Origin of the sequence: Campylobacter concisus, from assembly GCF_002913765.1 — a bacterium.
GTDB classification, from domain to species: Bacteria; Campylobacterota; Campylobacteria; order Campylobacterales; family Campylobacteraceae; genus Campylobacter_A; species Campylobacter_A concisus_BB.
Genome location: NZ_PPCH01000026.1, coordinates 85,288 through 97,603, shown reverse-complemented (window position 1 = coordinate 97,603; position 12,316 = coordinate 85,288). Strand labels below are relative to the sequence as shown.

Genomic DNA, 12,316 nt, shown 5'->3' with positions numbered 1-12,316 from the left:
TTTAACTATTTATTTAATTAAACTGGGCTAGAATACGCCAAAAAAGGATAAAAAATGAGAAAATTTTTAGTTGCATCTCTTGTCGCAGTTTGCTCATTTGGCGCTGGCTTAAATTTTAAAAGCCTGCAAAGTGACTTTACGCAAACTGTCTTTAGCGAGGGAAAAAGTGTAAATTACAAAGGTAGATTTTACGCTAAAAGCGACAACACCGCGCTTTGGATATATGAAAGTCCAACACCAAAGAGGATTTACTTTGACAAAGACAAAGTGGTCGTGATCGAAGATGAGCTTGAGCAAGCCATCATTTCAAGGCTAGATGATACGCCAAATTTGACGCAGGTCTTAGCTCACGCAGAGCAAATCCAGCCGACACTTTATAAGGCGATATATGACGGAGTTGAGTACTTTATAACGATAAAAAACACGCTTCCAACGACGATTGACTATAAAGACAAGCTTTCAAATAAGATAAAGATAACCTTAAGCAACCCTGTAAAAGACGCGCTCATCCCGCAAGAGACGCTAACTCCAGTTATCCCACAAGGTTACGACATCGTAAATCAATAAATTTGGCTAGCTTTTAGCCAAATTTACTCACCTCTGCCCAAAGTCTTTTCCAAATTCCTGCACGTTATTTAGATCGATCGGCTTTTGCACCATGTCGTTTGGATCAGGCGAGATGATGATCTCATTGCCTTTTTTCTTCTTTTCTGGCTTTGTCATCACATCTTCATTTACGCTTGGATCAGAGCATAAATTTTGGCTTTTTATCGCTTTTATGATCTCACTTAGCTCCAAATTATTTATCACTTTGATATTTAAAATAAGCACGTCGTCGATGTCAAGAGAGTGTTTTTTGGCTGCGTATTTCATAAAGAGCTCTTTAAATTTCTCTTTTCCCATTGAGGTTAGGATGTCCTCCACGTAAAAGCTGCCAACAACGACGTTTAGCGCATCAAGCACGTATGCTTCGTTCTCCTCCATATCACGTCCGACGACTTCAAGGTTCATACTTATCTTTTTTGTTAAATTTTGTCCAGCTTTTGAGTAGATATCTGTTTGAAAGTCACTCACTTTTAGCACGTCTGCAAATGCAAAAACGCCAAAAACAAGGCTTAAAAGTAGCTTTTTCATAAACTCTCCTTAATATGCAAAAATACGTTTTCTTGGTAAAATTTCTTAACTTCGTCGTCAATTTTAACCACTTTTCTTAAATGCTGCCTAAAATCACTTTTCTTATCATAAAAAAGTTTTAAATTTTTAGGATTTACTGCACGAGAAAGTGCGACGTAGAGCTGTCCTTTGGCAAAGATGTGGTTGATGTTGCAAATGAGCGAATTTATGCTCATGCCTTGAGACTTGTGGATAGTTAGCGCATAGGCAAGCTTAAATGGAAACTGATAAAGCGAAGCCTGCACGTTCTCCTCGATCTCGTCTTCGTTTAAATTTAGCGCGCAAAAGTTATAAGCGCACTTTTCTATCTCGCAGATCTCGCCGCTATCTTTTTGCACGATCACGCTTGAAATGGCGCCATTTTCTTTTAAAATTTGCATGATCTTGCCCTGCTCGCCGTTATAGTACTCGCCCCATTTATTTGAAGTAAAGATGATTTTTGCGCCTATCTTCATCTCCAAATTTCGCGAGATATTTAGCGTGTTTGCCCACTTTTCAAACTCTTTTTTGTCTAAATTTTCATCCATAACAAGCACGTCCGAGTTTGAAATTTCAAGCGGTGCATTAAGCGCGAGAAGCCTCTTTTGATTTAGCATCTCAGCCTCTGCGTTTCTGCCAAAAAGCACGCTAGTCTCACTATCTGGCTCGATAGCATCCACTCGCAAGCTCTCGATATAAGCCATCATCTCATCATCTAGCTCGCCAACTCTAAGACGAGAGAGAATTTCATAAAATTTAAGATCATTAGTGCGTTTTGAGAGCAAAAGCTCAACATTTGTAAATTTCATATCCTCCCACGCACTGGAGTTAAAAGCGTATAAAAAGTTAAAAAGTTTGCTCTCATTTTGCTTTTTTTGCACGGGTGGCAGCTGATAAAAGTCGCCCACTATAAGCACCCTACCCTTAAATTTAGAGGTGAGCAAGCGGTATCTTATCATCTCCATAACATTTGAGCTAACCATCGAAATTTCGTCTATTACAAGTAGATCGCAAGCATCTAACATATTTCGTAGTTTGCTTAGCTTATCTTTTTGGCGGTAGTCAAGCCGTCTTAGCTCCTCGTAGTCCTTGCAGTAGCCAAATTTAAAAAAGCTATGCAAGCTCACTCCCCCAAGGCTAACAGCGCTTATGCCAGTTGAGCCAAGGATGACGACATTTTTGAAATTTTCTTTGTAGTGTCTGATGATGGAGGCGGTTAGATAGCTCTTGCCAACACCGCCGCCGCCTGTTAAAAAGACGTTTGATCGAGATAAAATTTCTAAAATTTGATCTTTCATCTACTCAAACATCTCTGGGCGATACTCAAAATGCATCGTATCAAAGTGCTTCCAGCGTCCGCCCCAGATAAATTTATGCTTTTCAAATACTCGCACGATTTTTTCAGGGATCAAATTCTCATAGCCCTTACTCCACTGCCAGTAGTGGCTCTTTTTTACATTTATATCGATCGCGATGCCGTAGCTGTGCGCGCTTAGGCGGTTTGTGCCAGCGATGATGCGCCACTTAAATGTCCCGCCTGGATCTTTTAGGTACTCAAGTAAATTTGGATCGCTCTTTGCCATTTCGTTTAGCTCGTTGCTCACATCCTGTAAGGCAGCTGCGGCGCCATTTTTAGAGTTAAATTTTAAAGGTAAATTTAAAAAATCCTTTAGCCAGATAACATCAACCAAATTTGCTTTTACTGCGCTCTCGCTTGAGCCATAAATTTTACCTAAAAGCTCGTAGTTTCTGCATCTACCAGCATCACTAAGCGCCGCGCTAAGTGGCGAAAACGCAGCGTAATCAAGCGCGTTCATATCTTCTATGTCAGCGCCAGTGCTGCACTCTTCATCTTTTTGTTTAAAATCATCATAGATTAAGCTCGTACCATCACTAAATTTAACCAAATTTTCTTCGATCTTCACGCCATAAGCTCGTTGCAAAGCTGAGATCTTTCTAGCCTTATCCAGCATCCCTTGCTCAGGCCTCATCACATTTATAGAATCAACCTTTGAGATTAGCAAATTTGCACTTTGTATGTCGCTTCTGTTTTGTCCGATATTTAGCGTAGTTATCGCGGTCGCTCCGATTAGCGCACGGCCATTATTTGTAGTCTTTAGCCCCCAAGCATCATGCACGACGTAAATATCATCGCCCTTATATCCAGCATAGAGCATGATGTGACCTGGTAGATGCACGAGCGTGAGATATGGCACGCCCTTTTCTTTTATCTCTTTGCTCTTTGCAGCGTTGCTAAGGCCTTTTAGATTGATCTTTTCTCCCATATTTGCCTGCGCCCTTGAGTTCCTAGGTAACCACACGCCAAAGCTTGCTAGCAAGTCTTTTGTAAAAAGCGAGCAGTCTCTTAGCTTATCCACCCCGCCCCAGCCATAAGGCTGAGTAAGAAGCGAGCTAAGAATAGTTTTTAAATTTGAATCATTAAATTTAAGTGGAAAAAGGGCGCTAAAAGACTTTGGGAGGACAAACTCCCTAAGCATATTTCTTACATAAATTTTGCCGTAGTAGTTTTTGTCATCTTGCGCTAAAACTGGCAGTATCGCGCCGACACGTGAGTAAAATAAAAAGTTTCCGCCCTTGTCATAAACTGGCATCTTGTCGGTTTTTATCGTTACAAAGCTTGATTTTTGATAGGCAAGTGCCTCTTCATCGCTTATAAATTTGATATCTTCAATCTTCACCCAGCCCCAAACCGCATCATCACTCACAAACGCCCATGCCCTATCTTTTGAGAGGTGCGATACAAAGAGCGGATGAGCGATGCTTAGGGTTGATTCTTGCAAATAATCAAACGGATAGCCCTCACCTGGGGTTTGCGGGTTTAAAAATATCGGCTCGTCGGTTGGGAAATTTCTCACAGCTGTGTTTGCTGAAGTTAGAGCGTAAGCTGAAATTTGCAAAAAGCCAGCGAAATTTGCATTATCCTTTTGTGCGTCAAACCAGCTTTGCGGTATCTGCCTAAAATTTGAGCCAAAATACTTTCTCTTCTCGCTTGGTTTATATACATTAAACGCCCAAAAAGCGTCGTTTGGGTTAAATTTCACACCTCTTAGAGTAAAAACTTTAAATCTTCTTTTTAAAATTTCATCTTGAGCAAAACTTGCACTTTGCATATTTTGAGGTAGCGACGAGGCGTCTTGTTTTACTTCAAATTCAAGCAAGCTGATGCGCTCATTTGGCTTATAGACATTTTCGTCTGGCAGGGCATTTTGCTGCTTGTTTGGCTCTGGTTTTGTTGTCTGCGAACAACCCAAAAACAAAGCAACACTAAGTGCTAAAAATATACCTTTTTTCAAATTTCTTCCTTATCCTTAAATATAGCTTCGACGATCAAAACAAAGATATAAAACATCTTTTCATCGTTGTTTTTGCAAATTTGCTTCATCGTCTCGTTTTGATCCTTGACCTTTATATTGTTTGATCTTAAAATTTCTGCAATGTCTGAGCCAAATTTCTTTGAAAGCTCGCCCACTTTGACATCATTTAGCGCGTTTAAAAACCTTGTCGTGTTGCAGTCCATCTGTACTGGCTTATGCTTTAAGATATTTTTAAACTCAAGGCTTAGCTTTTTTAGCTTTTTCTTCTTGACGTAGCTGTGGATTATGGTGAGGACAACCAAGCTAAAGCCAAAGAAAATGTGCAAATTTAGCGAATTTTCGCTCATCTCTCCCTTTAAAAATAGCACGCCGCTTGCAAAAAGTCCAACCACGCAGGCAAAAAGTAGCAGCAAGATGATGTATTTAAAGATCACCTCGAGCATGACGTTATCTTTTAGCCTCTCAAACATCAAGCCGCCCTATCTCATCTTCGCTAAAAACTAAAATTTCATTTTCTTTTAGCAGCTTTGCCGCTACGCCGTCGCCAAAGACTAGCTTTTTACTAAAGCTTCCATCATAAATTTGCCCGCTGCCGCAGCTTGGACTTCTAGCTTTTAAAATAGCCTTTTTGCAGCCATTTAGCTTAGCTATCTTTAGGCAAATCTCAGCCCCAAATTTAAAATTTTCGCTCACATCTTTAGCTGTTTTTGTAACGACTAAGCCACCTTTCATCTCAGCTGGCTCTCTTGGCGTGCTAAGTCCGCCAAAAACCTCTGGACAGACAAAAAGCAGATGATATTTTTTTGAAATTTCATCTAAAACGCCTCTATCCAAAAGGTTATTTTCGCCGTTAAATTTGCAGTTTATGCCAGCCAGACAAGCGCTTATTAGGACCTTTTCTCTCAAAGTCCAGCTTCTTTTAAAAGCTCACTAGCATAAATTTCACGAAGTTTGCTTGAAATTTCGCCTACTTTTGCGCCGTTTATCGCCTTGCCGTCAGCATATATGACTGGCAAAAGTATGAGCGTAGCAGCCGAGATAAAGACTTCATCAGCCGCGTAAACCTCGTCCATGCTAAATTTACGCTCCTCTATCTTTAGTCCGATATCTTTAGCGATCCTTAAAAGCCTCATACGGCGGATCCCTGGTAAAATTTCATTTGAAAGTGGCTTGGTGATGAGAGTTTTATCTTTGATGATAAAAGCGCTCGAGCTACACCCCTCCGTGACAAAGCCATTTTCTACCATAAAGCCCTCGTCCGCGCCCTTTTTGTGAGCCTCGTTTTTAGCGTAGCACTGAGCTAGAAGCGAGATCGACTTGATGTCGCGCCTTTTCCACCTTATGTCCTCGACGCTTGCCACTTTTATGCCAGTTTTTGCAGCTGGGTTGTTTAAAATTTCACTCTCGTAGCAAAAGATAAAGACACTTGGGGTTAAATTTTCCATAAAATAGAAATTTCTAAACGCCACGCCTCTTGTTACTTGCATGTAAATTCCGCCCTCTTTTAAGGCGTTTTTGGCGATCATCTCATTTAATATCGCTTCAAATTTATCTTTTTCGTAAGGCAGGCTTATATCTATCTCGTTTAAGCTTCTCTCAAATCTCGCCCAAAAGCCCTCTTTATCGACCATTTTTGAATTTATCACAGGCACTACTTCATAAATTCCATCGCCAAATATAAATCCTCTATCAAACGCACTAACTTTTGCCTCATCTTTTGGCAAAAACTCGCCATTTAAAAAGACCGTTTCTAAAGCTTTATCTGCCATTTTTAGCTCCTTAAGTTTGTGCAAATTGTATCTAATTTTGTTTGAATTTATAGATTTTTAGATACAATGAGCTGAAATTTTTAAGGTAAAAAGTCTATAAAAAATGAAAGAAAATCTAAGAAACACTATCATTAAAAATATTTTTTTCGTCTCAAAACAGCCAGTTTTATTTAGAGATCTACTTGAAGCAAATGCCCTTTTTAACGAAGGTATGCTAGTTGATGGCGCAAAGCTAAATTTTAGATTTAACCACGTAAAGCTCTATCAAATTTACGCACTTATCTGCTTTGTAGTCTTGTTTCCGCTTCTTATCATCACGCACCACTTTTTAGCAAAGGCTGACGCGCACATCTCGATAATCGCAACCACCATCGTCACTTCAGCTGTTTTTATCGGCTTTGACATGTTTAAGGTTTGGGCAAGAAGAGAGATAAGCTTGGATCTTATAAAAAAGGCTTGGAGCGTGCATTTTCCATATTTTGGATATGAAAAGTATTCAAGCAAGGTTGAAGAAATTTACAACACCGCTCTTAAAAATGACGTTTCAAAAAAAGATTTAGAACAATATATATATGAAAAGCTAATCTCTCAAAAAGAGAGCGCTGAGTAAATTTCATTTTGTTTTAAAGCAACTCGTAAAATTAGCTTTTTAACGTTTTCATCTTTGCAAAGCAGCTTCGCTTCTATCTCGTTTATGAAATAATATGGAAGTTTTTTGATCTTTTTATCTAACATCAAAAACCTATCTGAGATGATTTTTATATCATTTTGCAAGGCGTTTTTCTCTTTTAACTCGTCTAAATTCAGATAATTTCTAAGCTTAACCAGATCGCTATTTATATCATCAAGCTTGCTAGCTATAAATTTTGCATTTTTCATATTATCATCGTCTAAATTTTTACTAACTTTTATAGCGTAGTTTAGCTCATTTAGCGAGCCTAAAACCCTTTTTTCATCCGTGCTAAAAGCATCTTTGTTTGACTCATTTAGAGAAATTTGCACTAAATTTCTAAAACCTATCAAGGCACTGCTTAAGCTATTTTTTATCGCCGTATAGTCATTTTTCCTAGTTAGCAGATAGGTAGCAAAAACTATCAAAAAGCCAGCTGCCACGTCAAGTAGTCTATCGACCATAAGGGCTAAAAAATCTCTTTTTATAAGCGAAAAAATGGCTGTAAATTCAAACATAAAAGCCGTTGCAAAGACGATTTGTTTGTAAGATTTTAGATAATAAACCAAAAACATACCGATAAAGACAACCACGTAAAATGCGTATGATTCACCCATAAATTTCACAAAAACAAGTGCGATAAAAAAGCCGATAACTCCGCCAAGAAGGCTATCTCTGCCAGCATTTTTTAAAGCATCTTCATCGCTTTTGTTTAGGCTCATCACTGCTATGGCGATCCAAATTCCATGATTTATATGCATCGCCTGCGCTATAAAAATGGCTATCGACATGCAAATGGCAAGCCTTAAAGACTCTTTTAATATTTCATTTTTTAAATTTAGCTTTTTAAACGCCTCTTTTAGCGTGATCTTTTTTGTGTTGTTAAACGAGAGTTTGTCCTCGCCGCCCTCTTTTATAAGCAAAAATTTATCATATAGCACACTTAGTGAGCTTGCAAAAATTTTAAAATTTGAGTTTTTAGCTAAATTTAGCGCCTCAAATTTTAGATTTGGAGTTTGATTTTTGAAAATTTTTTTAAGCTCAAAAAGGTTGTAAGCGATCTCATTTTTTACCTCGATTAAAAGCGCTCTGTCCTCGATCCTTTCAAACGAAGCGCCCAATGTTCGAAGCAAAAGAGCGATCTCTTCAACTTTATAAAAATAAAATAGTGCTTTGGCTTGATTTCTAACTAGCTTAACATCTTTTATCTTTAGGCTTTTGTTTGCGAAAATTTCTTTTGATTTATCAATCGAGCTCATCAAATCTGCGATACTTGCGTAAAAATGGCTCGTGCCAAGCGCCTTGCTCGATAAGATGGCGTTATCTAGTAAAAAGCCGATGCTTTTTTTAGTAAATTTTCCGTATTTGCCAAAATTTTCAAATTTTATGATGATGCTTAGCACGCCAGCCAAGATAAGTCCGCCGATGCTTTCAACCACATTTAGCCCAACTGCGGCCTTTGTCACAAAGGCAACTAGCCCTGTTGCATTTACAGCGAGTAAAATTTTGTTTAAATTTGAGCTATAAATTTGGCTAATGCCCACCACAAATATCCAGACAAATACGATAAGCGAGAGCCAAACGCCAAGGCTGATAAATGGACCAACAAAGGGCATAAAAGCGCAAGAAAGCGCGATGTAAAGCAGCAAAAATGCAAATTTGCTCCTATCTTTGCACTCAAGCTCGCCAAGAAAGAAGATACCCATCGTGATATTTACAGCCATGATAGCACCGCTTAGATGAAAGAAGTAAAAGCACAAAAAGCAGTTAAAGGCGATGGTTGTGGCAGCTTTTAGCGAGTAGATGAGCTGGAAATTTGCAGGGTCGTAGTAGCGGATAAAGCTTTTAAATTTCTTAATTATTTCCATTGACGCTCTTGCATATTGTTTAAAATTTGATTTTTATAACGCAAATTTTCAAGCTTTATGCTAAGAGCTCTGTTTTCTTCAAGGAGCATATCTCGTTTGCCACTGATGTCGGCGATATCTCTACTTATATAATAAATTTGATTTGCTATATAAATTTTTGGCAAAAATAGAGCCAGCGCTATAAAAACCGCCAGATAGACCATCACTAGCGTCTTAAAGCTTAAATTTACCTCACGTTTTTGCTCCTCGTCGTGAAGTGTTAGCAGCTCTTCTTTTTCTTGCATCTTTATCCCTTTATCTTAAAAACACGCAGTTTTGCGCTCTTGCTTCGTGAGTTTTGCGCTAGCTCACTTTGGCTTGCTGTTAGTGGTTTTTTGGTTAAAATTTCACCCAGTTCGTGGTTGTTTCCGCACTCACATCGGTAGATGCCAGGCGGGCAGATACAGCTGTTTGCCCACTTTTTGAAGCGCTCTTTTACGATCCTATCTTCAAGCGAGTGAAATGTTATGATCGCCACTAAGCAATCTTTAAAACCGCCCTTTTCTATGCTATCAAGCAAATTTGTTAGCTCATCTAGCTCGCCATTTACCTCTATCCTGATCGCCTGAAAGGCAAGGATAGCAGGGCTAACACCGCGCCCTTTTATCTGAGCTGTGCCTATTATGTTTGCAAGCTCTTTTGCGCTCGTTATCTTGCCTAAATTTCTAGCATTTATTATCTTATTTGCGATCCCAGAGGCATTTTTTAGCTCGCCGTAATCCCTAAAAATCCTAACTAACTCATCAAACGAGTAGCCATTTACCACGTCATAGGCGCTAAATCCTCGCTCTTTATCCATGCGCATATCAAGCGCGCTTGAGCCAAGGCTAAAGCCTCTATCATCTTTATCTATCTGCAAAGAGCTAACGCCAATGTCAGCTAAAATCCCTCTAACATTTGAAATTTCATCGCTGCTAAGTTTGCTAATAAGCTCAGAGAAATTGCTCTTATAAATTTTCACTCTGCTGCCAAATGGCTCAAGTTTTTTGAGCGAGAAATTTATAGCTTCGCTGTCTTTGTCGCAGGCGATCAAATTTAGATTTTCATTTTGAGACAAAATAGCACTAGAATGTCCAGCATATCCAAGCGTGCAATCTATAAAATTTCCACGCAGGCCTTTAAAAAAAGATAAAACTTCGTCAAGTAAAACGCTAATATGCGGACTTTGCAACACTGCCTCTTTAATGAAATTAGTGTGAAAATTTATCGAAATTTTACTTAAAAAGCTATCATTACATAAAATTTTACACAAATTTTAAGATAGCTTAAATATAATCACCAAAACATAGGAGAAAAAATGGACTTATTGCACTCAACAAATGAGATAAAAAAGATATCTCTTTCGATGTTTAGAAAGAATTTTTTTGGTGTTTTTCATGGTTCTATCTCAGCAAGGGTAGAAAAAAATCAATTTATCATCAACAAGCAAAGTGCCATTTTTGACGACTTGCAAGATAGTGATCTAACGCTTCTTTCATCAAAAAAAGACTACCGCTGGAATGATGCAAGCTTAGATGCTGATATACACTTAAATATCTACAAAAACATAAATGAAGCAAAATTTGTCTGCTACGCCATGCCTCCATACGTGACAGCTTATGCAATGAAACATGAAAAGATCGCACCAAAAGACTATTTTGGATGCATAAGATTTAATGAAATTTTAGTCTATGATCCAAAGCAGTTTGACGACTGGTATGAGCGTGCTGAGACAGAGATTTATAGAGCGATGATAGAGAAAAATACTAACGTCGTTGTGATCAAAGGATACGGCGTTTATGCGTATAGCAGGAGCCCTCAACTACTTGCAAAAGATATAGCTTTGTTAGAAAATAGCTGCAAACTGCTTCATTTTACTGGTGATTACAGCGATTTTAGCATTTAAATTTTTACTAACAAAGATAAAAAATGTTAGTAAAAATTTAGCAAGAAACGTTTTTATAAAGCCCCATTTTAAGCTTATTTAAGCCAAATTTCTATAAAATATCGCACAAGCTTTGTTAGTATTTTAAAGGAAGAACTTAATGTTATCTTGGATGCAAAAACATAAAAAATACCTAGTCGTGACAATTTGGGTAAGCACGATAGCTTTTGTCGGTGCTGGTTTTGTCGGCTGGGGCGCATACGATCTAAACAGCAACAGAGCTACTTCAGTAGCTAAAGTAGGACATAGAAATATAAGCGTTCAAGAGTTGCAACAAAAATATGATAGGTTATATCAGTACTACAACAATGTATTTGAAGGCAAATTAACTCAAGAGAAAGCTGAAGAGTTAGACTTAGAAAATGCTGCACTTCAAGCTGCTATTCAAGAAAATTTATTATTAAATTTTGCAGACGATATCGGTCTTAGCGTTAATAAAGACGATGTTTTAAAATATATAATCGTCGATCCAACATTTCAAAAAGACGGTGTTTTTGACAAAAATTTATACTACGATGTGCTAAGAAGAGCCAGGATAAACCCAACTGATTTTGAAGACAATCTAAAACTAACTATCTTGCTAGATAAACTTAGAACTATTTTAAATTTACCTGCTAGCAAAGAAGATATCGCTATGATGGAAGCTAGCTTTTTCATGCAAGATAAATTAGCTGTGCAAGTAGTAAATGCTGATCAAAACGATATCAAAGTAGATGAGAAAGAGCTAAAAGATCTTTGGGAGATAAATAAAAATAACTATATGACAAAGACACTTTATGGTATAGATACATACTTTGTCGAGTCAGAAAAAAGCGACGCAAACGAAAGCGTTTTAAAATCTTACTATAACGAAAACCAAGATAAATATAAGGGTTCTGATGACAAGATAAAACCTTTTAGCGAGGTAAAAGCTGAGGTTAATAAAGACTATAACATAGAGCAAAGTAAAACTAACGCTTTAGAAAAGTATGTCGCTGTTAAAAAAGCTGAACTTGCAACTAATGGTTTTGTAAGCGTAAATGAGGACAACGCTACTTTTTCACTTGATGAGATAAAGGGCGCAAAAGTTGGCGAAGTGATAAAACCATTTATCTATAAAGATGGCTATTTGATAGCTAGAGTAAAAAGCATAACTCCTCCACAACCTATGAGCTTTGAACAAGCAAGAGCTAATGTGCTTGAAATTTACAAAAGCAAAAAAGAAAAAGAAATTTTAACAGCAAAAGCAAAAGAGACTCTACAAAACTTCAAAGGCACAGATGTTGGCTTTGTTAGCAGAGAGGTAAATGGCTCTATTGCGGGCTTAAATGAGAGCGATACAAGAGCTTTTGTATCTCAACTTTTTGACACCAATAACACAAAAGGTTATGTTATATTAGATGACAAAGCCGTAGTGTACGATATTTTGGAACAAAGATTGCTTACTAACAATATAAATAACAACTATAAGCAAATAACACAACAAAATGTTGCAATGCTTAAAAACAACGAGTTGATAAAAGATTTAACAAACAAGCTTCTAAAATATTATGAAGTTAAAGAATATGTCAAAAGGTAAA

At 37.7% G+C, this 12,316-nt stretch carries 13 protein-coding genes; 4 read left to right on the top strand and 9 right to left on the bottom strand.

Features of this window, described 5'->3' with window-relative positions; genetic code table 11:
- The first annotated feature begins 54 nt into the window (after window positions 1-54).
- Window positions 55-567, top strand: a complete 513-nt coding sequence (gene lolA / locus CYO89_RS09770; RefSeq protein ID WP_103598144.1) for a LolA-like outer membrane lipoprotein chaperone — start codon at window positions 55-57, stop codon at window positions 565-567.
- A 27-nt stretch (window positions 568-594) separates the two neighbouring features.
- On the opposite strand, the gene CYO89_RS09765 is transcribed toward lolA, so the two are convergent.
- The 6 genes from CYO89_RS09765 to CYO89_RS09740 are packed head-to-tail and all read right to left on the bottom strand — an operon-like array spanning window position 595 to window position 6,256.
- Window positions 595-1,134: a hypothetical protein gene (locus tag CYO89_RS09765; RefSeq protein ID WP_103598143.1), complete on the bottom strand. Its 540-nt coding sequence runs from the start codon at window positions 1,132-1,134 to the stop codon at window positions 595-597.
- Entirely contained in the window at window positions 1,131-2,450 is a 1,320-nt protein-coding gene (locus CYO89_RS09760) for an ATP-dependent DNA helicase (protein ID WP_103598142.1), read from the bottom strand. Before CYO89_RS09760 ends, CYO89_RS09765 begins: the two co-directional genes overlap by 4 nt.
- The gene (locus tag CYO89_RS09755; protein WP_103598141.1) at window positions 2,451-4,466 is read right to left on the bottom strand and encodes an SH3 domain-containing protein; all 2,016 of its coding nucleotides are present in this window, start codon (window positions 4,464-4,466) and stop codon (window positions 2,451-2,453) included.
- Window positions 4,463-4,957: a chemotaxis protein gene (locus CYO89_RS09750; protein WP_103598140.1), complete on the bottom strand. Its 495-nt coding sequence runs from the start codon at window positions 4,955-4,957 to the stop codon at window positions 4,463-4,465. Before CYO89_RS09750 ends, CYO89_RS09755 begins: the two co-directional genes overlap by 4 nt.
- The gene (locus CYO89_RS09745; protein WP_103598139.1) at window positions 4,950-5,393 is read right to left on the bottom strand and encodes a DUF523 domain-containing protein; all 444 of its coding nucleotides are present in this window, start codon (window positions 5,391-5,393) and stop codon (window positions 4,950-4,952) included. Before CYO89_RS09745 ends, CYO89_RS09750 begins: the two co-directional genes overlap by 8 nt.
- Window positions 5,390-6,256, bottom strand: a complete 867-nt coding sequence (locus CYO89_RS09740; RefSeq protein ID WP_103598138.1) for a D-amino acid aminotransferase — start codon at window positions 6,254-6,256, stop codon at window positions 5,390-5,392. The genes CYO89_RS09745 and CYO89_RS09740 overlap by 4 nt, the downstream gene beginning before the upstream one ends.
- A 103-nt stretch (window positions 6,257-6,359) precedes the next feature.
- Between CYO89_RS09740 and CYO89_RS09735 the strand changes: the two genes are divergently transcribed.
- Window positions 6,360-6,866 carry a hypothetical protein gene (locus CYO89_RS09735; protein WP_002940170.1) on the top strand — a complete coding sequence of 169 codons (507 nt, stop codon included), beginning with the start codon at window positions 6,360-6,362 and terminating at the stop codon, window positions 6,864-6,866.
- Here CYO89_RS09735 and CYO89_RS09730 read toward each other — a convergent pair.
- The 3 genes from CYO89_RS09730 to rsmH are packed head-to-tail and all read right to left on the bottom strand — an operon-like array spanning window position 6,845 to window position 10,004.
- Entirely contained in the window at window positions 6,845-8,794 is a 1,950-nt protein-coding gene (locus CYO89_RS09730; RefSeq protein WP_103598137.1) for an FUSC family protein, read from the bottom strand. The two genes, CYO89_RS09735 and CYO89_RS09730, sit on opposite strands and share 22 nt — an antisense overlap.
- Window positions 8,785-9,078: a hypothetical protein gene (locus CYO89_RS09725; protein WP_002940285.1), complete on the bottom strand. Its 294-nt coding sequence runs from the start codon at window positions 9,076-9,078 to the stop codon at window positions 8,785-8,787. Before CYO89_RS09725 ends, CYO89_RS09730 begins: the two co-directional genes overlap by 10 nt.
- Before the next feature lie 2 nt (window positions 9,079-9,080).
- Window positions 9,081-10,004, bottom strand: coding sequence for a 16S rRNA (cytosine(1402)-N(4))-methyltransferase RsmH (gene rsmH / locus CYO89_RS09720; RefSeq protein WP_103598136.1), 924 nt, complete (start codon window positions 10,002-10,004; stop codon window positions 9,081-9,083).
- A gap of 126 nt (window positions 10,005-10,130) precedes the next feature.
- Here rsmH and CYO89_RS09715 point away from each other — a divergent pair, with 126 nt between their 5' ends.
- Window positions 10,131-10,718: a class II aldolase and adducin N-terminal domain-containing protein gene (locus tag CYO89_RS09715; protein ID WP_103598135.1), complete on the top strand. Its 588-nt coding sequence runs from the start codon at window positions 10,131-10,133 to the stop codon at window positions 10,716-10,718.
- A 139-nt stretch (window positions 10,719-10,857) separates the two neighbouring features.
- Window positions 10,858-12,315 carry a peptidylprolyl isomerase gene (locus tag CYO89_RS09710; RefSeq protein WP_103598134.1) on the top strand — a complete coding sequence of 486 codons (1,458 nt, stop codon included), beginning with the start codon at window positions 10,858-10,860 and terminating at the stop codon, window positions 12,313-12,315.
- Window position 12,316: the final 1 nt, after the last annotated feature.